A 22,442-nucleotide genomic window follows, 5' to 3' on the forward strand; every position below is an offset into this window, starting at 1 on the left:
GCGACCACCGTCTGCTCGTCGGGCCGCAGCACCCCCAGCACCGCACCGCGCCGCCGGGCCGGGCCGACGTCGCACCGGCCCTGCCCGGTGTGCGGCCTGCCCCGGCGCGGCCGAAGCCGACCGGCCGCAACCCCGACCGCCCACCCCGGACCCGAGACCCAGGAGCCGCGTCCCGATGTCCTCACCAGCAGCAGATCCCCCCGCCACCGGGAACGAGGTGGTACTGGAAGCGCGCCACCTCACCAAGCACTTCCGGGTCCGCTCCGGGCTGCGCGGCCTCGCCCGCCGCGGCCCGCGGCCCGTCGTCCACGCCGTGGACGACGTCACGCTGCGGCTGCGCCGCGGCACCGTCACCGCCGTCGTCGGCGAGTCCGGTTCGGGCAAGTCCACCATCGCCCGGCTGCTGGCCCAGCTCTACCCGGCGACCGGCGGCGAACTGCTGCTGGACGGGAGGGACGCCCGGGCCAGGGGCGGCCGCGCCTTCCGCGCGTACTGCCGCGACGTCCAGATGATCTTCCAGGACCCGTTCGGGTCGCTGAACCCCGTGCACACCGTGCGCTACCACCTGACCCGTGCGCTGCGCATCCACGGGCGCGGCGGCAGCAACGCCGCCGAGCTGGAGACCGCGCTGACCGAGCTCCTCGGCCGCGTCCACCTCACCCCCGCCGCGCGCTACCTCGACGTCTTCCCGCACGAACTCTCCGGCGGACAGCGGCAGCGCGTCGCCATCGCCCGCGCCATGGCGGCGCAGCCCCGGGTCCTCCTCGCCGACGAGCCCGTCTCGATGCTCGACGTCTCCATCCGGCTGGGCATCCTCAACCTGCTGCGGGACCTCAAGGAGGGCATGCGGCTGGCGATCCTGTACATCACCCACGACATCGCCTCCGCCCGCTACTTCGCGGACGAGACGATGGTGATGTACGCCGGACGGCTGGTCGAGGGCGGCGACAGCGAGACCGTCACCCAGCGCCCCGCCCATCCCTACACCCAGCTGCTGATCGCCTCCGCGCCCGACCCCGACCGCATCGCCGAGGGCGTCGGCCCGACCGACACGCCCCCGGCCGACCCCGACGCGGCACTGCCCGCCGCGCTCACCGGGGCCGGCGACGACGCCCACGCGGTGGCCGAGCACGAGGCCGCCGTGGTCGCGGAGGCCGAGGCGGAGAGCGACGCCCCCGGCGAACCGCCCAGCCTCATCACCCCGCCCGCGGGCTGCCGCTTCCACCCGCGCTGCCCCAAGGCCATGGCCCGGTGCCGCACCGAGGCCCCGCCGCGCTTCGCCGTCGCCGACGACCAGTGGGCGGCGTGCTGGCTCTACGAGGGTCGGCCGCTCGCCCCCGACCTCGCCGCGGGGCCCGCCGGCGACCCGGCCGCCGCCGGGCGATCGGGCGCCGACCGGCTCGCCAAGACCGGCGGCCGCGGGGAGGGGGCACCGTGAAGTACCTCCTCCAGCGGCTCGCCTTCTACGCCGTCACCGCCTGGGCCGCGATCACCATCAACTTCGTGATCCCCCGCCTGATGCCGGGCGACCCGGTGCAGGCGCTGATCAACCGGTTCCAGGGCCAGCTCTCCACCAAGGCCATCGACTCGCTCTACACCCTCTTCGGCCTCGACGAGGAGCGCTCGCTCTGGCAGCAGTACCTCGACTACTGGGGCAACCTGCTCCGCGGCGACCTGGGCACCTCGTTCGCGTTCTTCCCCACCGGCGTCGGCGACATCATCGCCGAGAGCCTGCCGTGGACGCTGGCGCTGATGGGCGTCACCACGCTGATCAGCTTCGTCCTCGGCACCGGCATCGGCATCTACGCCGGCTGGCGCCGCGGCTCCTGGCTGGACGGGCTGCTGCCCGTCACCACCTTCATCTCCTCCATCCCCTACTTCTGGCTGGGGCTCCTCGCCATCTCGGTGTTCGCCGTGCAGTGGCGGGTGTTCCCCGCCTCCGGCGGCCACGACGCCTCGGTCGTCCCCGGGATGACCTGGGGGTTCATCTCCAGCGCCCTGTACCACGCGCTGCTGCCGGCCATCACCATCGTCGTCAGCGCCGTCGCGGGCTGGATTCTCGGCATGCGCAACATGATGGTCAGCGTCTCCAGCGAGGACTACGTCCTGGTCGCGCAGGCCAAGGGGCTCTCCGAGCGCCGCGTGATGTTCTCCTACGCCGCCCGCAACGCGATCCTGCCGAACATCTCCAACTTCGCGCTCTCCCTGGGGTTCATCGTCGGCGGCACGCTGCTGGTGGAGATGGTCTTCTCCTATCCCGGCATCGGATACCGCCTCTTCCAGGCGGTCGGCGCCAAGGACTACCCGATGATGCAGGGCGTCTTCCTGATCATCACCCTCGCGGTGCTCGCCGCCAACCTCCTCGCCGACCTCGCCTACATGGCGCTCGACCCCCGTACCCGAAGGGAGGCCTGACGATGGCGCAGCCCACCGACGTGGCGGTCACCACCGCGGAACCGTCGCCCGTGCCCGCCCGCCGCGACCGCATGCGGTTCCTCCGCAACCCCAAGACCCTCACCGGGCTGGTGATCCTCGCAGGGTTCGTGCTGATCGCGGTCATCGGACCGTGGATCGCGCCGCACGACCCCTCGGCCCGCGGGCCCGAGCTGCTGCAACCACCCTCCTGGCAGCACCCGTTCGGCACCACGCAGACCGGGCAGGACATCTTCTCGCAGATCCTGGTCGGCGCCCGCGGCGTCCTCGTCGTCGGCTTCACCGCGGCCGTCATCGCCGGGGTGCTCTCCGTCATCGTCGGCGTCACCGCCGGCTACCTCGGTGGCCTCGGGGACGACCTGCTCTCCTCGGTCAGCAACATCTTCCTCGTCATCCCCGGCCTGCCGCTGATCATCATCATCGCGAGCTTCCTCCCCGACACCGGGGACCTCGCCATCGCCGCGATCATCGGCCTCACCGGCTGGGCCTGGGGCGCGCGGGTGCTGCGCGCCCAGACGCTGTCGCTGCGCAACCGCGACTACGTGCAGGCGGCCAAGGCCACCGGGGAGTCCACCCCGCGGATCATCGTCTTCGAGCTGCTGCCCAACCTGACCGCCGTCATCGCCTCCGGCTTCATCGGCACCGTCATCTTCGCGGTGCTCGCCAACGTGACGCTGGCGTTCATCGGCGTCGCCGACATCTCGGACTGGAACTGGGGGACGGTGCTGTTCTGGGCCCAGTCCAACCAGGCGCTGGCGCAGGGCGCGTGGTGGTGGTTCGTCCCCGCCGGACTCTGCATCGCGCTGCTCGGCACCGCCCTGGCGCTCATCAACTTCGGCATCGACGAGTTCATCAACCCCCGGCTGCGGTCGCCCGGCAAGGAGGACCGTGCGGTGCGGATGCGCATCGGCTTCACCCCCGTCGTCCGCCGCGACTACCCGCGCGACGCGGACACCGCCCCAACCGCCCCCGCCCCCGCGCCCGCCGCCGGCCCGGCGGCACCCCGCCCGGGCACCGCCGAGGACCCGACCGCCGAGGACCCGACCGCCGAGGACCCGACCGCCGAGGACCCGGCCGCCGGCACCGCCGGCACCGACACGGGCAAGGAGACCCACCGATGACCGACCCCGTCCTGGAGATCCGCGGCCTGGACGTGGACTACGGCCTCGGCGACAGCGCCGTCCGCGCCGTCCGCGACATCAACCTCACCCTCCACCGCGGCGAGATCCTCGGCCTGGCGGGGGAGTCCGGCAGCGGGAAGTCCACCCTCGCCTACGCCGTCACCCGGCTGCTGCCGCCGCCCGGCGTCATCACCGGTGGCGAGGTCCGCTACCGGCCCGGCAACGGCAGACCGGCCGTCGACATCCTCGACCTCGGCCCCGAGGAGCTGCGAGCTTTCCGCTGGCAGGAGATCTCGCTGGTCTTCCAGGGGGCGATGAACTCCCTCAACCCCGTGCACACCGTGCGCAGCCAGCTTACCGACGTCATCGCCGCGCACCGCCCCGGGGCGAGCCGCGCCGCCCGCAACGACCGGGCCGCCGAACTGCTCTCCCTCGTCGGAATCTCGGCGGACCGGCTGGGCAGCTACCCGCACCAGCTCTCCGGCGGCATGCGGCAGCGCGTCATGATCGCCATGGCGCTGGCGCTGGAGCCCGAGATCGTCCTGCTCGACGAGCCGACCACCGCCCTGGACGTGGTGATGCAGCGGCAGATCCTGCGGCAACTGGTCCGACTCCGCGAGGAGCTGGGGTTCTCCGTCGTCTTCATCACCCACGACATCTCGCTGCTCCTGGAGTTCTCCGACCGTGTCGCCGTGATGTACGGCGGCCGGATCGTGGAGGAGGCCGGCGCCAAGGAGATCTACCGCGACGCCCGCCACCCCTACAGCCACGGGCTGCTGCACTCCTTCCCCGCGCTGCACGGGCCCCGCCGCGAGCTGACCGGCATCCCCGGCTCGCCGCCCGACCTCAAGTCCATGCCGAGCGGCTGCGCCTTCCACCCGCGCTGCCCCAAGGCGTTCGACCCCTGCGCCACGCGGGTGCCCGCGCTGGCCCCCGCCCCCGCGGGCGACCGCTCGGTCGCCTGCTGGCTGCACACCGAGCACGAGCACGGATCGGGAGACTCATGACCACCACCCCGCCCGCCGCCACCCAGCCGGTTCCCGGCGCCCGGGCCGTGCCCGGCCTGCCGGCCGACTTCCGCTGGGGCGTGGCCACCTCCGCCTACCAGATCGAGGGTGCCGCGGCGGTCGACGGCCGCACCCCGTCGATCTGGGACACCTTCTGCCGCGTCCCCGGCGCCGTCGTGCGCGCCGAGCACGGCGACACCGCCTGCGACCACTACCACCGGATGCCCGAGGACGTCGCGATGATCGCGGGGCTCGGCGTCGACACCTACCGGTTCTCGGTGGCGTGGCCGCGCGTCCAGCCCGGTGGCACCGGCCCCGTCAACCCCGCCGGCATCGGGTTCTACGACCGGCTGGTCGACCGGCTGCTGGAGCACGGCGTCACCCCGTGGCTGACGCTGTACCACTGGGACCTGCCGCAGGAACTGGAGGACGCCGGCGGCTGGCCCGCGCGCGACACCGCCCTCCGGTTCGCCGACTACGCGGAGGCCGTCCACGCCGCGCTGGGGGACCGGGTCCGGCACTGGACCACCCTCAACGAGCCGTGGTGCTCCTCCTGGCTCGGCTACCGCACCGGTGAACACGCCCCCGGCCGCCGGGACCTCGGCGACGCGATGGCCGCCGCCCACCACCTGCTGCTCGGCCACGGCCTCGCCACCGCGCGGCTCCGGGAGGCGGGCGGCCCCGACCTCGAACTGGGCATCACCCTCAACCTCGGCGACCACGCCCCCGCCGGCGACAGCGACGCCGACCGGCGCGCGGCGCGCCTCGCCGACGGGCTCGGCGGCCGGCTCTACCTCGACCCGCTGTTCCGCGGCCACTACCCGGAGGACGTCGTCGCCGACCTCGCCGACCGGGGCGTCACCCTCCCGGTCCGCGACGGCGACCTCACGACCATCGCCGCGCCGCTGGACGTGCTCGGGGTGAACTACTACACCAGCCACCGCCACGCCGGCACCGACGAGCACGGCGCCGCCACCGGCCCCGACGGCCGCCCGGTGGACCGCGACGTCCCCTACGGCCGGCCGCGCACCGCCATGGGGTGGGAGATCGTCCCCGAGGGGCTGACCCGGCTGCTGGTCCGGCTGGAGCGGGAGTACGGGGTGCCGACCGTGGTCACCGAGAACGGCGCCGCCTTCGACGACCCGGCCCCCGCCGACGGCTCCGTCCCCGACGGCGACCGCGTCGCCTACCTGGACGGCCACATCCGGGCGGTCGCCGACGCCCGGGCGCAGGGCGCGGACGTGCGCGGCTACTTCGCCTGGTCGCTGATGGACAACTTCGAGTGGGCCTTCGGGTACGACAAGCGCTTCGGCATCGTGCACGTCGACTACGACACGCAGATCCGGACCGTGAAGGCCAGCGGGCTCTGGTACCGCGACACGGTGCACCTCACCCGGGAGGCCGCCGGGCAGTGACCGCCGCCAGGCAGCGACCGTCCCGCCCCGCCGCGCCGCCCGGCGGGGCGGGACGGTCGCGCGACGTGGGGTGTCACACCCCGCCGCCGCGCCCGTCGAGCGCCCGCTGCTGGTCGACGCGCCGCGACATCGCGTAGCAGGCGTTGATCCCGACGATGCCGGCCCAGGCCACCACGAGTCCGAGCGGCCCGACGTGGGCCGCCGCGATCGCCGACAGCGGGATCGCCAGCAGCAGCGAGGCCAGGGCGAGTCCCAGCGGCCCGCTCGGGCCGCGGAACTCCGGCCGCCCGGCGGCGCCGCCGCGGCCGCCCCCGGCCGCCTGGTGTTCCGCGAGCCGACGCCGCACCCGCTTGTCGACCACGGCGTCGATGCGCTGGTCGACCTTGGCCACGAAGGCCTCGACCAGCTCCTGGTCGTAGGCCTCGCCCAACTCCCTGCGGGTCTCGACGGCGGCGGCGAGGTCCTGCGCCAGGTCGGGGTCACGTCGGCTGCTCATACCGACGAGGCTAGGACGCGCGGCGCTCGCGCACACGGGGGCTGCCCCCACCATTCGCCGGGGGCCCGCCCGCCCACCGGCCCCGGCGGGACGGCCGAGGGAGGCCCCCGTGGACGCGCAGACTCCCACGATCCTCGACGACGACGCGACCGTCGTCGCGCTCGTCCGCGACGCCACCGCCGCCCCCTCGATGCACAACGCGCAGCCCTGGCGGTTCCGGTACCACCGCGCCGCCGGCACCCTCGACCTCGACGCCGACCTCGACCGCGCGATGCCGCTGGCAGACCCCACCACGCGGGGTCTGCACCTGGGGTGCGGGGCCGCGCTCCTCAACCTCCGGGTCGCCGCCGCGCGCCTCGGTCTCGCCCCGGAGGTCACGCTGCTGCCCGGCGGCGAACCGGAACCGCAGCGGCTGGCGTCCGTCCGCCTCCGGCCCGCGCACCGCGCCGACGGGCCGGCGCCGCCGCTCCCGGGTGTGCCGGCCGCCCGGACGGCCGCCCCCGCCGTGCTCCACCCCGCGATCCATGCCCGGCACACCAGCCGCCTGCCCTTCACCGACCGCCCGGTGCCCCCCGTGGTCCGGGCGGAGCTGGTCGAGGCCGCGGCGCTGGAAGGCGCGGAGCTCACCTTCCCCGGCGCCTCGCACCGACAGCTGGTCCTCGACCTGACGCGGGACGCGGAGGGCTACGACCACATGGACGCGGCCCGCGAGGCGGAACGGCAACGCTGGGTCGAACCCGCCGCACCACGGACGACCGGGGCCCGGACCGGCCGCGGCCGCGCCGCCCGGGACGGCATCCCGGTCGGTGCCCTCGGCCCGCCGCGCGCCTCCGGAGCGGCCCCGGTACGCGACTTCGCCGGCCGCGCCGCCACCGCAGGGCGGCGCCCGGCCGACTTCGAACGGAACCCGCAGATCGCCCTGGTGCGCACCCGCAGCGACCACCCGCTGGACTGGCTGCTCGCCGGCCAGGCACTGCAACGCGTCCTGCTGGAAGCGACGCGCCACGGCCTGCGGGCCTCCTTCGCCACCCAGGCGCTGGAGTGGCCCGAGCTGCGCTGGCTGCTCCGCGACCCCCAGTCGGGCCCGGGCCACGTGCACATGGTGCTGCGCCTCGGCTACGGACCGCCCGGTGCTCGCACCCCCCGCCGGCCGCTGCGGGAGGTGCTGACGATCGGCGACTGACGCGAGCGCGGCAGGCGCACCGGCGGCGGGTACTGGTCACGGCCCGCCGGCCCGTGCGCGGCAGGCAGGCAGGACCGGGCACGGAGCACGACGTGACGGACGACGGAGGTGGCAGTGATGGACGGTCTCACCCCGGGCCGCGGGTCGGGGAACTTCCTGACACGGCGGCCGGTGGTGGTCGGCGTCGACGGCACGGAGGGCGCGCTCCGCGCCGTCGAGTGGGCCGCCCGTGAGGCGGACCGGGCCGGACGCCCCCTGCTCGTGGTGCGCGCGGTCCTCTGGAACTCCCGGGAGACCGGAGAGCACCCGCTGACGGCGGCCGCCGCCCGCGCCCGGCAGGTCGCCCCCGGCCTCCCCGTCCGGGCCACCACCCTGCGGGAGGACCCGGGCGACGCGCTGCCGCACGCCGCGGCCCACGCCGCGCTGCTCGCGGTGGGCACCGACGGCCGGCACGGCGTGCTGGCCGACATGCTGCGCGGCTCGGTCGGGCTGGCCGTCGCCGGCCGGGCCGACTGCCCGGTCGTCGTCGTCCCCGAGACCGTGGGCGAGCCCGTCGGGGAGGCCGGGGCCGCGTCCGACGTGGTGCTCGGGGTGGGTGAACGCGACCACCCCGCCGCGGCGCGGTTCGCCGCCGAGGCCGCCGTGCGGCGCGGCTGCGCACTGCGCGCCGTCGCGGCGTGGCAGTCCCCGCCGCTCGGGGTCGGCGACGTGCCGGTGGACGCGGCGGAGTGGCGCCTCGTCTACCGCGACCGCGCGGACCGTGCGCTGGACACCGCGCTCGCCCCGGTCTCCGCCGCCCACCCCGGACTGACCGTGCGACGCCGCACCGAGGAGGGCAACAGCTCCCATGCCCTGCTGACCGCGGCGGAGCGTGCCACGCTGCTGGTGGTCGGTGCCGGGCGGGAGGTCACCGGGCGGCCCGGGCCGCACCTGGGCGGGGTGGCCCGCTCGGTGCTGCACCGGGCCCGCTGCCCGGTCGCCGTCGTCCCGGACACCGAGGCCGACGCCGCCGGCCGCGGTGCAGCCGAGGCGGCCTGAGCCGGGGGGCTCCCGCCCGCCCCGGCTCCGTCACACCCGGATGGTGCCTCGCTGCTGCACTTCCGACACGGCACCCGCCGCCACACCGAGCGCAGCCGCGACCTTGCTCGCCAGGCTCCCCGGGGCCGGCGTCCCCGTCGGCATCGGCGTGCTGTTGGCAAAGCGGCTGTCGTACCCCTCGTCGAAGAAGTCGGGGTGCCAGGAGTCCAGATCACCCCGCAGCTCGACGTAGTCGATCCGCTGATTCCCGACTGCGTGTCCGATCGCTGCCAGAATGCGGTCCGAGGGGTATCCCGAGCCCATCTGCATCAGGCTGGCGTGGGCACCGACCCGGCTGCCGTCGGCCAGGGTCGCGGTGATGGTCAGGCAACTGTCCACCCCCGGGTACGTGATGGGCTCTCCGGCCTGCGCCACCTTCACCTCACCTTCCACGATCGACACGCTATCGGCCGTCCGTGGAGCGCGCTGCACCACCGCCTGCGGGGACCGCTGCACCACGGGCCCGGCGGTGGGGCCGTCGAGCGCCCGCGCCACGGCGGCGTTGCCCGCGCGGTGCTGCATCGACCGCACCGCGGAATGGAGCGGGTTCTCCGCGGGGCGTCGCGGTGCCGGGCGGTCGCGTCGTGCGCCGTCGTCGGTGCCGGTCGTGCGCTGTCGGTGCATGGTCTGCCTCTCGCCGGAGCTGCGGACTCCCTGGCTACCAGGGGCGCCCCGCCCCCACCAGGAACAAGGAGGCAGACCACCGCGGCCCCGGGGGCAGCACTCGTGGCGGATGCAGCAGTCCGGGCCGGGCCCGGTACCCGCTGCCCTGCGCCCGGTCGCGACGCCCCGGCGCGCCCCCCGCCGGCGCTGCATAGACTTATGCAGGTGGATACGGCGAGTATGCGGCTGCTGGCCCTCTTCGAGGGGCACCGGCTCACCCCGACCCAGCGGCGGATCGCGCACTGCATGGTGCGCCAGGGGAGCGAGGCGGCGTTCCTGTCGAGCGTGGAGCTGGCGGAGCTCGCGGGGGTGAGCCAGCCGTCCGTCACCCGCTTCGCGGTGGCGCTCGGCTTCGACGGCTACCCCGCGCTGCGCAGGAAGCTGCGCGAGACGCTGCGCGCGCCCGGCGACCCCGGCGCCGGATCGACCGCCGCCGGGGCCGGCCCCGCGCAGGGCGCGGAGCCCGCCGAGCCGGACGCGCCGCCGCTCAACGCCCACCAGCAGGCCGTGCACGCCGAGATCGCGCACCTGCGGCGGTTGGCCGACCTGCTCGCCGACGCCGGGCCGGTCGCCGAGGCCGGACGCCGGCTCGCCGCCTCGCGTCCGCTGCCGGTCCTGGGGCTGCGGGCCGCCGCCGCCCAGGCGCGCGGGTTCTCCTACTTCGCCGCCAAGGTCCACCCCGACGTCCGGGTGCTCGACGAGGGCGGCACCATGCTCGCCGACCGGCTGGACGCGGCCGTCGCCGCCGGGGCGACGGAGCTGCTCTGCTTCGCCCTGCCCCGCTACCCGGCCGAGGTCGCCGAGGCGCTGGACGTGGCGCGGGCGGCCGGGCTCGGCGTGGTCATCGTCGCGGACGGTGCGTTCGTCCCCGTCGTCCAGTCCGGGGACCTGCTGCTGCCGGCCGCCGTCGGGCGGGCGCTGACCTTCGACACCGCCTGCGCGCCGATGATGCTCGGCCGGGTGCTGCTGGAGACGATGTGCGACGCGCTGCCGCAGGCGCAGGCGCGGTTGGAACGGTTCGACGCGCGGGCCGCGGAACGCGGGCTGTTCCTGGACTGAGCCCACGGGACCCCGGGCCCCGGGCAACCCGGTGACGCCGGTCCCCGAGGCGTTGTTGACTGGAACTATTCAGTCCGTAGAGTGAGTGAATACTACTCGTCAGGCACCGTCATCGGCCCGAGCCCCGCGGCCGCGGCACCCGCCCGGGCCACCGGACGCGCCCGCGCCCGCCGGCCCGGACCGGCACCCGGGAGGCAGCGGCCATGTCAGGACCCCGACCCGTACGCGCGCCGCGCGGCAACCAGCTCACCACCCTCGGCTGGCAGCAGGAAGCCGCGCTGCGGATGCTCCAGAACAACCTCGACCCCGAGGTCGCCGAACACCCCGACAAGCTCGTCGTCTACGGCGGCACCGGCCGCGCCGCCCGCGACTGGGCGTCCTACGACGCCATGGTCCGCACGCTGCGCACCCTCAAGCAGGACGAGACCATGCTCGTTCAGTCCGGTCGCCCCGTCGGCGTCCTCACCACCCACGAGTGGGCGCCGCGCGTGCTGCTCGCCAACTCCAACCTCGTCGGCGACTGGGCCAACTGGGAGGAGTTCCGCCGCCTGGAGCACCTCGGCCTCACCATGTACGGCCAGATGACCGCCGGCTCCTGGATCTACATCGGCACCCAGGGCATCCTCCAGGGCACCTACGAGACCTTCGCCGCCGTCGGCGCCAAGCTCGCCCGCACCCGCGGCGGCGACGGCTCGCTCTCCGGCACCATCACCCTCACCGCCGGTCTCGGCGGCATGGGCGGCGCCCAACCGCTCGCCGTCACCATGAACGGCGGCGTCGCGCTCTGCATCGACTGCGACCCCCGCGCCATCGAGCGCCGCATCGAGCACCGCTACCTCGACGTCCGCGCCGACTCCCTGGAGCACGCCCTCCGGCTCGCCACCGACGCCCGCGACAAGCGGGAGCCGCTCTCCGTCGGCGTGCTCGGCAACGCCGCCGACCTGCTGCCCCGGCTGCTGGCCGAGGGCGCGCCCATCGACATCGTCACCGACCAGACCAGCGCCCACGACCCGCTGGCCTACCTCCCCACCGGTGTCGCCTTCGAGGAGATGGCCTCCTACGCAGCCGAGAAGCCCGCCGACTTCACCAGCCGCGCCCGCGAGTCGATGGCGCGCCACGTGGAGGCCATGGTCGGCTTCCAGGACGCCGGGGCCGAGGTCTTCGACTACGGCAACTCCATCCGCGGCGAGGCGCAACTCGCCGGCTACTCCCGCGCCTTCGACTTCCCCGGCTTCGTGCCGGCCTACATCCGCCCGCTGTTCTGCGAGGGCAAGGGCCCCTTCCGATGGGCCGCGCTCAGCGGCGACCCCGCCGACATCGCCGCCACCGACCGCGCCGTGCTGGAGCTGTTCCCCGAGAACGAGCGGCTGGCGCGGTGGATTCGGCTCGCGGGGGAGCGGGTCGCCTTCCAGGGCCTGCCCGCCCGCATCTGCTGGCTCGGCCAGGGCGAGCGCGACCGCGCCGGCGAGCGGTTCAACGACATGGTCGCCACCGGCGAGATCAGCGCACCCCTCGCCATCGGCCGCGACCACCTCGACACCGGCTCCGTCGCCTCGCCGTACCGCGAGACCGAGGCGATGGCCGACGGCTCCGACGCCATCGCCGACTGGCCGCTCCTCAACGCCATGGTCAACGTCGCCTCCGGCGCCTCCTGGGTCTCGATCCACCACGGCGGAGGCGTGGGCATGGGCCGCTCGCTCCACGCCGGTCAGGTCACGGTCGCCGACGGCACCCCGCTGGCGGGCGAGAAGATCCGCCGCGTCCTCACCAACGACCCGGGCACCGGCGTCATCCGCCACGTCGACGCCGGCTACCCGGAGGCCGAGGAGACCGCTCGCCGCGAGGGTGTCCGCATCCCCATGCGCGAGGGCGACACCCCGCCCACCGGCAGCGACGGCACCGCCGGGACCGAGAGCACCGCCGCCGGCAGCGGGGAGGCCGGCCGATGAGCCCCGCCGGCTTCCACGAGATGTGGCGCGACCTGCTCCCGGTCGGCCGCGACGCCACCTCCGGCGGATACCGCCGCTACGCCTGGACCGGCGCCGACACCGACTGCCGCGCGTGGTTCCGCGCCCAGGCCGAGGACCGCGGGCTGCGGTACGAGACCGACCGCAACGGCAACCAGTGGGCGTGGCTCGGCGACCCGAACGGCCGGGACGCCGTCGTCACCGGCTCCCACCTGGACTCCGTCCCGGACGGCGGCGCCTTCGACGGCCCCCTCGGTGTGGTCTCCGCCTTCGCCGCCGTGGACGGACTCCTCGCCCGCGGCGCCCGCCCCACCCGGCCCGTCGCCGTGGTCAACTTCGGCGACGAGGAGGGCGCCCGGTTCGGCCTCGCCTGCGTCGGCTCCCGCCTCAGCGCCGGACGGCTCACCCCCGAGGACGCCCGCCGCCTCACCGACGCCGACGGCGTCACCCTCGCCACGGCGATGGAACGCGCCGGGCACGACCCCGCGACGATCGGCCCCGACCCCGAACGCCTCGCCCGCATCGGCGCCTTCGTCGAACTCCACGTCGAGCAGGGCCGCGCCCTGGCCGACACCGACCACGCCGTCGGCGTCGCCTCCGCGATCTGGCCCCACGGCCGCTGGCGGTTCGACTTCCACGGCGAGGCCAACCACGCCGGCACGACCCGGCTGGCGGACCGCCACGACCCGATGCTGACCTACGCCAACACCGTCCTCGCCGCCCGCAAGAAGGCGCGCCTCGCCGGGGCGCTCGCCACCTTCGGCAAGGTCGGCGTCGAACCCAACGGCGTCAACGCCATCCCCTCACTCGTTCGGGGCTGGCTCGACTCCCGCGCCGCCGACCAGGACACCCTCGACCGGGTCGTCGCCGAGATCCGGACCGCCGCCGAGGAGCGCGGCAGCCGCGACGGCGTCAGGGTCGAGGTGACCCGCGAATCGTTCACCCCCGTCGTGGAGTTCGACAACGCGCTGCGCGACCGGCTCGCCGGCCTCCTCGGCGGCGACCGCCCCGAGGCGGTGCCCGTCCTGCCCACCGGCGCCGGCCACGACGCCGGAATTCTGTCCTCCGAGCTCTCCAGCGCGATGATGTATGTGAGGAACCCGACCGGCGTCTCCCACTCGCCGGCCGAGAGCGCAGACGAGGACGACTGCACGGCCGGGGTCACCGCACTCACCGAGGTGCTGGAGGGACTGGCATGCCGCTGACTCCGCAGACCTACTGGGTCGAGCACGCCTGGATCGACCACGAGGTGCGGCCCGCCGTCCTCGTGACCGCCGACGCCGCCGGCCGCATCGACACCGTCACCCCCGGCGTCACCGACCCGCCGGCCGGGGCCGTCCCGCTCCACGGGCTGACCCTCCCGGGCCTGGCCAACGCGCACAGCCACGCCTTCCACCGGGCGCTGCGCGGCACCTCGCAGGCCCCGCCCGCCGGCAGCTCCGCCCCGGACGACGCCGCCGCGGCCACCGGCAGCTTCTGGACCTGGCGCGAGACGATGTACGCCGTCGCCGACCGCCTCACCCCGGAGAGCTACCACGACCTCGCCCGGGCCGTCTACGCCGAGATGGCGCTGGCCGGCATCACCGCCGTCGGCGAGTTCCACTACCTGCACCACGCGCCGGGCGGCAGCCGGTACCAGGACCCGAACGCCATGGGGGAGGCGCTCGCCGCCGCCGCCACCGCCGCCGGTGTGCGCCTCACCCTCCTCGACACCTGCTACCTCTCCGCCGGCTTCGGCGCGCCGCCCGGACCCACCCAGACCCGCTTCAGCGACGGTGACGCCCTCGCCTGGGCCCGGCGCGTGGACGCCCTCGACCCGGGCGGGGACACCGTCCTCGGCGCCGCCGTGCACTCCGTGCGGGCCGTCCCCGCCGACCAGCTGTCCGTCGTCGGGGACTGGGCACGGGAGAGGCGGGCCCCGCTCCACGTCCACCTCTCCGAGCAGCCCGCCGAGAACACCGACTGCCTCACCCACCACGGCCGCACCCCGACCCGGCTGCTCGCCGACCACGGCCTCCTCGGCCCGTCGACCACCGCCGTCCACGCCACCCACCTCACCGCCGCCGACATCGACCTGCTCGGTTCCACCACCACCGGGGTCTGCATGTGCCCCACCACCGAACGCGACCTCGCCGACGGCATCGGGCCCGCCGTCGCCCTCCGGGACGCGGGCAGCCCGATCTCGCTCGGCAGCGACAGCCACGCCGTGATCGACCTGCTGGAGGAGGCCCGCGCCGTCGAACTCGACGAGCGGCTCCGCACCGGCCGCCGCGGCCACTGGACCGCCCACCAACTGCTCACCGCCGCCACCCGCCACGGCCACGCCGCGCTCGGCCGGCCCGACGGCGGCCGGATCGCACCCGGCGCCCCCTGCGACCTGGCGACCGTGGCACTCGACAGCGTCCGCACCGCAGGGGCCCGCCCCCGGCTCGCGGCCGAGACCGTCGTCTTCGCCGGGACGGCGGCCGACGTCCGGCACACCGTCGTCGGCGGACGGCACATCGTCCGTGACGGCGACCACCAGCTGGTGCCCCGCGTTCCCGAGGCGCTCACCGACGCCGTGGAGGCGCTGCGCGGCTGACCGGCCGCTCCCGCCCTCCGACCGCCGCCCACCCACCGCCACGGAGACCACCGCGACGATGAGCGACACCCACCGGACCGCAACCGGGAACCGCGCCCCCGCGGGCCCCACCACCCTCGTCACCAACATCTCCCACCTCACCACCAACGACCCCTCCCACGGCACCGGACCGCTCGGCACGCTCCGCGACGCCGCCCTCGTCATCGAGGGCGACCGCATCGCGTGGATCGGTGAATCCAGTAGAGCACCCGCTACTGACAGTCACCACGACGCGGGCGGGTGCGCGGTCGTCCCCGGCTTCGTCGACTCCCACTCCCACCTGCTGTTCGCGGGGGACCGCACCGAGGAGTTCAACGCCCGCATGACCGGCCGGCCCTACAGCGCCGGCGGCATCCGGACCACCGTCGCCGCCACCCGCGCGGCCACCGACGAGGAACTGGCGGCCACGCTCGACCGCCACCTCGCCGAGATGGTGCGGCAGGGCACCACCACCACCGAGACCAAGTCCGGATACGGCCTCACCGCCGACGACGAGGCCCGCGCCCTGCGCGTCGCCGCCTCCCGCACCGACGAGGTCACCTACCTCGGCGCGCACATCGTCGCCCCCGAGTACGCGGATGACCCCGACGGCTACGTCGCGCTGGTCACCGGACCGATGCTCGACGCCTGCGCACCCCACGCGCGGTGGATCGACGCCTTCTGCGAACGCGGGGCCTTCGACGGCGACCGGACCCGCGCCGTCCTCGAAGCGGGACGCGCCAAGGGGCTCACCCCCCGCGTCCACGCCAACCAGCTGGGGCCCGGCCCCGGCGTCCGCATCGCCGTCGACCTCGCCGCCGCCTCCGCCGACCACTGCACCCATCTCACCGACGCCGACGTCGACGCGCTCGCCCAGTCCGCCACCGCGCCCGAACCGACCGTCGCCACCCTGCTCCCCGGGTGCGAGTTCTCCACCCGGTCGCCCTACCCCGACGCCCGCCGGCTGCTCGACGCCGGCGCCACCGTCGCCCTCTCCACCGACTGCAACCCCGGCTCGTCGTTCACCAGCTCCATGCCGTTCTGCATCGCCGTGGCGGTCCGCGAGATGGGCATGACGCCCGACGAGGCGCTGTGGGCCGCCACCGCAGGCGGCGCCGCGGCGCTGCGCCGGACCGACATCGGCACCCTGCGGCCGGGGGCCCGCGCCGACCTGGCGCTGCTGGACGCCCCCTCACCCGTGCACCTGGCCTACCGCCCCGGCGTGCCGCTGGTGACCGACGTCTGGCAGGCGGGCCGCCACGCCTGGGGCCGCCCCACCGGCTGACCGCGCCGCCCCGCGGCGGACCGGCGGCCGTCGCGGCGCATCCGCGCGCTGGGCGTGCGCGCCGGTGGTACCGGCACGGCGGGGGGGACGAGCGGGGCGCGGCTGACCGCGTCGCCCGATCGAGTGGGTCCGGTGCGGCCTCGCCCGCCCGCTTTGCCGCGCTCCCGCTCGCACCCCCTGCCCGGCGATCCACCGGTCCGCGCGCCGGGCGGGTGCGTACCGGTCGCGCGTCAGACCGCCGGGGCGGCCGCCCAGCGGCGTGCCTTCTCCTGCTCGTCCGCCGGCAGCGCGTCGCCGGCCGCGATCACCCGGGGGCGCAGCGCCGGCTCCAGGGTCAGCGCGCGGAAGTAGAAACCGATGGTGACCTCGTGGTCGGGACGGTGCAGCACCTCGACGGCGTCGCCGGCGGAGACCACCCCGGGGTGGAGCACCCGGAAGTACGCGCCGGGAGCGGCGTCCTGGGTGAAGCGCTTCACCCAACCGCGCTCGCCCAGCCAGCCGGCGAAGGTCCGGCAGGGGATGCGGGGCGCCGTGGCCTCCAGGACCAGCTCGTCGCCGACCCGCCACCGCTCGCCGACCCGCACCCCGGTCACGTCGATCCCGGCGGTGGTCAGGTTCTCCCCGAAGACCCCGGGCGCCAGGGTGCGGCCGAGTGCCGCCTCCCAGCGGTCCAGGTCCTCGCGGGCGAAGGCGTAGACCGCCTGGTCGTAGCCGCCGTGATGGCGCAGCTCGCTGATCTCGTCACCGGCGACGCCGCTTCCGCCGACGCCCTTGGGGCCGTCCGGCGGCCGCACCTCGACGGGGCCCGCGACGGGGCGCTTGTCGATCCCGGTCGTGCCGTCCGGGCAGCTGGTGTGCTCCGTCGGGCGCCGCCGGCCGGCGTTGACCGAGAGAATCCGGGGGGAGAGTGCCGTGGAGGAGTCCATGGGCCGAGCCTAGCCAGCCGGCCCGGCCGCGTGCCCCGGGCTGCCACGGTTCGGACGCCGGCCCGCTCGTCGCCGCCGTCGCCGGACGGCCGGACGGCCGGACGGCCTTACAGCCGGGCAGCTCCGCCCGCGCCGTTCGCGGTCGCGTCCGCCGGGCGCGCCCGCGGCCGCGTCCGGGCACGCCGACGGCCCGACGCGCTGACAGCGTTCTTCACCGCTCATCGCACGGAAGCGGTGGAGAACGGCCTCAGCGGCGCCGGGCCCGGGGTCACGCGCCTGCCGCCCCCGGGTGGAGGCGCGGCGCGGTGGTGCTCAGCTCTCTGTCAGCAGCCCTCGACGCAGCCTGCTGAGGGTCCGGCCGAGCAGACGAGAGACGTGCATCTGCGAGATGCCCAGCTCCTCGCCGATCTCACTCTGCGTCATGTTGCCGACGAACCGCAGCGAGAGGATCTGGCGGTCACGCGGGGGCAGCTCGGCGATCAGCGGCTTCAGGGACTCGATGTACTCGATGCCCTCCAGTCCGTGGTCCTCGTAGCCGATGCGGTCCGCGAGCGCGCCCTCGCCCTCGTCCTCCTCCGGCTGCGCGTCCAGCGAGCTGGCCGTGTAGGCGTTGGAGGCCGCCATGCCCTCGATGATCTCCTCGTGGGAGAGCTGGAGGCGCTCGGCGAGTTCGGCGACGGTCGGCGCGCGGTCCAGCTTCTGCGCGAGCTCGTCGCCGGCCTTGGCGAGGTCCAGCCGCAGCTCCTGCAGGCGGCGCGGGACCCGCACCGACCAGGAGGTGTCACGGAAGAACCGCTTGATCTCACCGACGATGGTCGGCATGGCGAAGGTGGGGAACTCGACGCCGCGGTCCGGGTCGAAGCGGTCGATCGCCTTGATCAGGCCGATCGTGCCGACCTGGACGATGTCCTCCATCGGCTCGCTGCGCGAGCGGAAGCGGGACGCGGCGAACTTCACCAGCGCGAGGTTCAGCTCGATGAGCGTGTTCCGCACGTAGGAGTACTCGGCGGTGCCCTCCTCCACCGAGCGCAGGCGCTCGAAGAGGTTCTTGGACAGCGCGCGCGCGTCCATGGGGGCGACCTTGTCGAAGGGGATGTCGGGGAGCTCGTCCACGAGCGCCGCGAGCGAGTCGCGCTCGTCGTCGAGGACGGCAGCGGTCTCGTCCACCTCGTCCGCGGGAGCGGTCAGGGTGTTCTCGGTCTGGGGGGCGGGTGACAGTGACATGGTCCAGTCCTCCGTTGGTAGTCCGGCGTTTCAGGCTGCCCAAGCCGCGATCTGAGGTGGGTTGCGGCGCCTCCGAAGCCGACTCGTAGCGATCATGTCTCGTATAGCCCTACCGGGCCAGTACCCAAACAGGCAAGTCCGATATGGGTACAAGGTCCGCAATGCCACGGTTGGCTGGGTGTCCTGGTGGGATTTCACCGGCTAATGTTCGAAGTTACCGAGTACCCGGTACCGACTGAAGGGGTGTGCATGGAGCGCGGCCTGCCCGACAGCGTGCAGCGGCGCAATGCCGTGGTGGAGGTGCGTCGTCCAGGGGCTGGACTCGTGGTCGCCGTCGAGGGCGAGCTCGACCACCATTCGGCCGATCTGCTGCGTGACGCACTCGACGCGTGCCTCGCCGAGGGCCGTTATCGAATCGTTGTCGACTGTTCGGCCCTGGAGTTCTGCGACTCGACCGGGTTGAACGTCCTTCTGGGTGCGCGCATGGCGGCCGAGGAGGCCGGCGGCGTCATCGGCCTGGCGGGCATGCAGCCCGCCGTGGCCCGGGTCTTCGAGATCACCGGAGCAGAATCGGTCTTCCCCGTGCACGGCACCGTGGACGAGGCCCTGGCCCACGTCGCTGCGGAGTGAGCGGTTCCGCAGGTCCGGGACGCACCGCGCGGGATTCACCTGATCCGGCACGTGTTCCTCCCGGACAACAGGGCAGGAGACCAGTCACACATCGGACGAGCCAGGAGGCAGCCCGGTCCGTTACGGGGGAACAGATCCCGGTGATCGGTGAGGTGAGGAGCACATGAGTGCGGCCCAGTCGGTTCCTTCAGGGGCCGGACCAGAGTTCCCCGGGCATATTGCCGAGGTCACCCAACAGGTACGGCGGCTGAAGCTGCTCGGTGTCAGCGGAACGGTCGCGCGGGCCCGGGGTTTCACCCGACAGGCGCTGTGCGACTGGGGGTGGTTGCCCACCACCAATCCCGACCTGGAGGCGGCGGCGGACGACGTCCTGCTCGTCGTCTCCGAACTCGTCACCAACGCGTGCCTGCACGCCGCCGGACCCGACGAGCTGCGGGTCGGACGGCGTCCCAAGCTGCTGCGACTGGAGGTCACCGACCCCGGTGACGGTGCTCCGGTCCCCCGCGAAGGCCGCGCCCCGGGGCGCCCCGGCGGCCACGGCATCTTCATAGTCCAGCGCCTCAGCCTGGACTGGGGCGTGATCCGCAACCCCGACGGCCAGGGCAAGATCGTCTGGGCGGACATGGCCGCCCCCGGTCTGTAGCCCCCGGTCGTCGCCCGGTAGTGCCCCCGCGCCCGACGCGGGGGCACTGTCGTGTGTCCGGGGGTGTGCGCCCCCACCGCCTCCGCCACGCGGACGGCGGGCCCCCGCGGCGTCGGAGCCGAGGTCTACCATCGGGCCATGACCCGCGTACTGCTCGCCGAGGACGACGCATCCATCTCCGAACCACTGGCCCGGGCGCTACGACGGGAGGGGTACGAGGTGGTCGTCCGGGAGGACGGGCCCACCGCCCTCCAGGCCGGGCTGCACGGTGACGTCGACCTCGTCGTCCTCGATCTCGGCCTGCCCGGTATGGACGGCCTGGAGGTCTGCCGGCGGCTGCGTGCCGACGGTCTGACCCTCCCGGTGCTGGTGCTGACCGCCCGCGCCGACGAGGTGGACACCGTCGTCGGCCTGGACGCGGGGGCCGACGACTACGTGACCAAGCCGTTCCGCCTCGCCGAACTGCTGGCGCGGGTCCGCGCCCTGCTGCGGCGCGGGACCGCCGAGTCGGCGCCCGTCCCCGTGGTGCACGGCGTGCGGATCGACATCGAGTCCCACCGCGCCTGGATGGGCGACGACGAACTCCACCTCACGGCCAAGGAGTTCGACCTGCTGCGCGTCCTGGTGCGGGACGCCGGGCGGGTCGTGACCCGCGAGCAGCTGATGCGGGAGGTCTGGGACATCACCTGGTGGTCCTCGACCAAGACCCTCGACATGCACATCTCCTGGCTGCGCAAGAAGCTCGGCGACGACGCGGCCAACCCGCGGTACATCGCCACCGTGCGCGGCGTCGGCTTCCGGTTCGAGAAGAAGTGAGCGGGGCCACCGTCCGATGCGACGTCGTCTGATCACCTCCACGCTCTCCGTGGTCCTGGTGGTCATCGCGGTCTTCGGCATCTCCCTCGGCATCGTGGAGACGCGCGCCATCGAGTCCGGCGCCCGCGACCGGCTCCAGTCGGAGGCCGCCCGGCTCGTGGCGGTCGTCGAGGGGCGGCTGGTCGCGGGGGAGACCGTCACCGAGCGCACCATGCGGACGTCCGCGCCGAGCGACCGGTACGTGCTGATCGAGCTGGACGGCGCCGACATCATCACCATCGGAGAGGAGCCGGACGGCCGCGTCGTCTCCGCCTCGGAGAAGGGCGCCCAGGGCGAGACCGTCACCGTCTCCCAGCCCCGCTCCGCGGTGGCCGGCGAGATCACCCGGACGGTCACCGTCATCGTCACCGTCTCGCTGCTCGCCGTCGCCGCCGCGCTGCTGCTCGCCGTCCGGCAGGCCCACCGGGTCGCCGCCCCGCTCACCGACCTCGCGGAGGCGGCCGAACGCCTCGGCTCCGGCGACCCCCGGCCGCGGCACCGGCGCTACGGGGTCGCGGAACTCGACCGCGTCGCCGACGTCCTCGACGCCAGCGCGGAACGCATCGCCCGCATGATCACCGCTGAGCGGCGGCTCGCCGCCGACGCCTCGCACCAGCTGCGGACCCCGCTCACCGCCCTCTCGATGCGGCTGGAGGAGATCATCGAGACGGAGGACCACGACACCGTCAAGGAGGAGGCGGCCATCGCGCTCGCCCAGGTGGAGCGGTTGACCGACGTGGTGCAGCGGCTCCTCACCAACTCGCGCGACCCGCGGCTCGGCTCCGCCGTCAGCTTCGACCTGGACGGCGTCGTCCTCCAGCAGATCGAGGAGTGGCGCCCCGCCTACCGGGCGGCCGGCCGCGTCATCGTCCACTCCGGCAAGCCGGGGCTGCGGGCCGTCGGCACCCCGGGCGCGGTGGCGCAGGTGCTGGCGACGCTGGTGGAGAACGCTCTCATGCACGGGGCCGGCACCGTGGCGCTGCGGACGAGGACCGCCGGGAACCAGGTCGTCGTGGAGGTCACCGACGCCGGGCGCGGCGTGCCGCACTCCCTCGGCAGCCGTGTCTTCGAACGCTCCGTCAGCGGCCAGAACTCCACCGGTCTCGGCCTGGCGGTCGCGCGGGACCTCGCCGAGGCCGACGGCGGACGGCTGGAACTCCTCCAGCGGCAGCCACCGGTCTTCGCCCTGTTCCTGCTGCGGGAGTCCGGCGGCGACCGGCCGGGCGGTCAGGCGTCCACGCGGGCCGGCGCCCCGTCCACGGGCCCGGCCGACGACCGCGCGCCGCGGAACACCCAGGTCCGGTAGGACCAGAACCGGAACAGCGAGGCCAGCCCGAGGCCCACCACGTTCTTGGCGACGTTGTCCGCGAGCGCCGAGGTGAAGCCGAGACCGTAGTGCGAGAGGGCCAGCGCACCGTTCTCGATCACCATGCCCACGCAGGAGAAGAGCAGGAAGAGCGACGCCTCCCGGCGCCGGCGCGTCTTGTCCGCGTGCCGGTACGTCCAGTAGCGGTTGCCCAGGTAGTTGGTGCAGATCGCGGCCGAGGTCGCCAGGACACCCGACTGCAGCGGGCCGAGCCCCGCCGCCTGGGCGCACAGGTTGAAGACCACCACGTTCACCAGGAACCCGAACGCCCCGACCGTGCCGAACCTGGCCGCCTCGCGAGCCAGCCGGCGCAGCCGGAGCGGCAACGGGAGCCTGTCGGTCATGCCCGCCATGCTAGGGCGGCGCGACCGTCCGCGCCGGGTCATCCGCAACCCCGGTGCGCCGCCGTGCCACCCGCAGGAGGAACAGGGCGAAGACCGGTGGCTGCCGCTGGAGGAGTTCCAGCCGTCCGCCGTCGGCCTCGGCGAGGTCC

General features: G+C 74.7%; 21 protein-coding genes. 16 read left to right on the forward strand and 5 right to left on the reverse strand.

Translation table 11 applies throughout. The features are described 5' to 3' along the window. Positions 1-175: 175 nt before the first annotated feature. From HCN56_RS11790 to HCN56_RS11810, 5 genes are read left to right on the forward strand one after another with little or no spacing between them, the layout of a single operon-like run. The gene (locus tag HCN56_RS11790; protein WP_167970151.1) at positions 176-1,438 is read left to right on the forward strand and encodes an ABC transporter ATP-binding protein; all 1,263 of its coding nucleotides are present in this window, start codon (positions 176-178) and stop codon (positions 1,436-1,438) included. Further along, positions 1,435-2,415 carry an ABC transporter permease gene (locus HCN56_RS11795; RefSeq protein ID WP_167970153.1) on the forward strand — a complete coding sequence of 327 codons (981 nt, stop codon included), beginning with the start codon at positions 1,435-1,437 and terminating at the stop codon, positions 2,413-2,415. The genes HCN56_RS11790 and HCN56_RS11795 overlap by 4 nt, the downstream gene beginning before the upstream one ends. A 2-nt stretch (positions 2,416-2,417) precedes the next feature. Further along, positions 2,418-3,554 carry an ABC transporter permease gene (locus HCN56_RS11800; RefSeq protein WP_167970155.1) on the forward strand — a complete coding sequence of 379 codons (1,137 nt, stop codon included), beginning with the start codon at positions 2,418-2,420 and terminating at the stop codon, positions 3,552-3,554. Next, positions 3,551-4,561 (forward strand): ABC transporter ATP-binding protein, encoded by a 1,011-nt coding sequence (locus HCN56_RS11805; protein WP_167970157.1) that lies wholly within the window; start codon positions 3,551-3,553, stop codon positions 4,559-4,561. Before HCN56_RS11800 ends, HCN56_RS11805 begins: the two co-directional genes overlap by 4 nt. Continuing rightward, the gene (locus HCN56_RS11810; protein WP_167970159.1) at positions 4,558-5,976 is read left to right on the forward strand and encodes a GH1 family beta-glucosidase; all 1,419 of its coding nucleotides are present in this window, start codon (positions 4,558-4,560) and stop codon (positions 5,974-5,976) included. Before HCN56_RS11805 ends, HCN56_RS11810 begins: the two co-directional genes overlap by 4 nt. 73 nt (positions 5,977-6,049) lie before the next feature. On the opposite strand, the gene HCN56_RS11815 is transcribed toward HCN56_RS11810, so the two are convergent. Further along, positions 6,050-6,472, reverse strand: coding sequence for a hypothetical protein (locus HCN56_RS11815; RefSeq protein WP_167970161.1), 423 nt, complete (start codon positions 6,470-6,472; stop codon positions 6,050-6,052). Positions 6,473-6,581: 109 nt separating this feature from the next. Between HCN56_RS11815 and HCN56_RS11820 the strand changes: the two genes are divergently transcribed. Together HCN56_RS11820 and HCN56_RS11825 are read left to right on the forward strand one after the other, a co-directional pair. Then, positions 6,582-7,655, forward strand: a complete 1,074-nt coding sequence (locus HCN56_RS11820) for an Acg family FMN-binding oxidoreductase (RefSeq protein ID WP_312871191.1) — start codon at positions 6,582-6,584, stop codon at positions 7,653-7,655. Between the two features lie 117 nt (positions 7,656-7,772). Further along, positions 7,773-8,693, forward strand: a complete 921-nt coding sequence (locus HCN56_RS11825; RefSeq protein WP_167970163.1) for a universal stress protein — start codon at positions 7,773-7,775, stop codon at positions 8,691-8,693. A 30-nt stretch (positions 8,694-8,723) separates the two neighbouring features. Here HCN56_RS11825 and HCN56_RS11830 read toward each other — a convergent pair whose 3' ends face one another. Next, positions 8,724-9,254, reverse strand: a complete 531-nt coding sequence (locus tag HCN56_RS11830; RefSeq protein WP_167970165.1) for a hypothetical protein — start codon at positions 9,252-9,254, stop codon at positions 8,724-8,726. Positions 9,255-9,554: 300 nt separating this feature from the next. On the opposite strand from HCN56_RS11830, the gene HCN56_RS11835 reads away from it, so the two are divergent. The 5 genes from HCN56_RS11835 (at position 9,555) to hutI (ending at position 16,305) form a co-directional block, all read left to right on the forward strand. Then, positions 9,555-10,454, forward strand: a complete 900-nt coding sequence (locus HCN56_RS11835; protein ID WP_167970167.1) for a MurR/RpiR family transcriptional regulator — start codon at positions 9,555-9,557, stop codon at positions 10,452-10,454. A gap of 203 nt (positions 10,455-10,657) precedes the next feature. After that, entirely contained in the window at positions 10,658-12,403 is a 1,746-nt protein-coding gene (hutU, locus tag HCN56_RS11840; RefSeq protein ID WP_167970169.1) for a urocanate hydratase, read from the forward strand. Then, positions 12,400-13,626, forward strand: a complete 1,227-nt coding sequence (locus tag HCN56_RS11845; protein ID WP_167970171.1) for an allantoate amidohydrolase — start codon at positions 12,400-12,402, stop codon at positions 13,624-13,626. Before hutU ends, HCN56_RS11845 begins: the two co-directional genes overlap by 4 nt. Continuing rightward, positions 13,617-15,002, forward strand: coding sequence for a formimidoylglutamate deiminase (locus HCN56_RS11850; RefSeq protein ID WP_167970173.1), 1,386 nt, complete (start codon positions 13,617-13,619; stop codon positions 15,000-15,002). The genes HCN56_RS11845 and HCN56_RS11850 overlap by 10 nt, the downstream gene beginning before the upstream one ends. Positions 15,003-15,060: 58 nt before the next feature. Further along, positions 15,061-16,305, forward strand: coding sequence for an imidazolonepropionase (hutI, locus tag HCN56_RS11855; RefSeq protein ID WP_167970174.1), 1,245 nt, complete (start codon positions 15,061-15,063; stop codon positions 16,303-16,305). A gap of 230 nt (positions 16,306-16,535) precedes the next feature. On the opposite strand, the gene HCN56_RS11860 is transcribed toward hutI, so the two are convergent. Next, the gene (locus HCN56_RS11860) at positions 16,536-17,231 is read right to left on the reverse strand and encodes an MOSC domain-containing protein (protein WP_167970176.1); all 696 of its coding nucleotides are present in this window, start codon (positions 17,229-17,231) and stop codon (positions 16,536-16,538) included. A gap of 312 nt (positions 17,232-17,543) precedes the next feature. After that, the gene (locus tag HCN56_RS11865) at positions 17,544-18,455 is read right to left on the reverse strand and encodes an RNA polymerase sigma factor SigF (RefSeq protein WP_167970178.1); all 912 of its coding nucleotides are present in this window, start codon (positions 18,453-18,455) and stop codon (positions 17,544-17,546) included. 249 nt (positions 18,456-18,704) lie between these two features. On the opposite strand from HCN56_RS11865, the gene HCN56_RS11870 reads away from it, so the two are divergent. From HCN56_RS11870 to HCN56_RS11885, 4 genes are all read left to right on the forward strand, one after another. After that, a complete protein-coding gene (locus HCN56_RS11870; protein WP_167970180.1) occupies positions 18,705-19,085 on the forward strand; it encodes an STAS domain-containing protein in 381 nt (126 codons plus the stop codon). Between the two features lie 163 nt (positions 19,086-19,248). Further along, positions 19,249-19,728: an ATP-binding protein gene (locus tag HCN56_RS11875; protein ID WP_167970182.1), complete on the forward strand. Its 480-nt coding sequence runs from the start codon at positions 19,249-19,251 to the stop codon at positions 19,726-19,728. Positions 19,729-19,866: 138 nt separating this feature from the next. Further along, positions 19,867-20,544, forward strand: coding sequence for a response regulator transcription factor (locus tag HCN56_RS11880; protein ID WP_167970184.1), 678 nt, complete (start codon positions 19,867-19,869; stop codon positions 20,542-20,544). 16 nt (positions 20,545-20,560) lie between these two features. After that, positions 20,561-21,889: a sensor histidine kinase gene (locus HCN56_RS11885; RefSeq protein WP_167970186.1), complete on the forward strand. Its 1,329-nt coding sequence runs from the start codon at positions 20,561-20,563 to the stop codon at positions 21,887-21,889. Here the strand turns inward: HCN56_RS11885 and HCN56_RS11890 are convergent. Next, a complete protein-coding gene (locus tag HCN56_RS11890; RefSeq protein WP_167970188.1) occupies positions 21,811-22,293 on the reverse strand; it encodes a GtrA family protein in 483 nt (160 codons plus the stop codon). The genes HCN56_RS11885 and HCN56_RS11890 overlap by 79 nt on opposite strands. Between the last annotated feature and the right edge of the window lie 149 nt (positions 22,294-22,442).

Origin of the sequence: Streptomyces lonarensis, from assembly GCF_012033735.1 — a bacterium.
Classification (GTDB): Bacteria; Actinomycetota; Actinomycetes; order Streptomycetales; family Streptomycetaceae; genus Streptomyces; species Streptomyces lonarensis.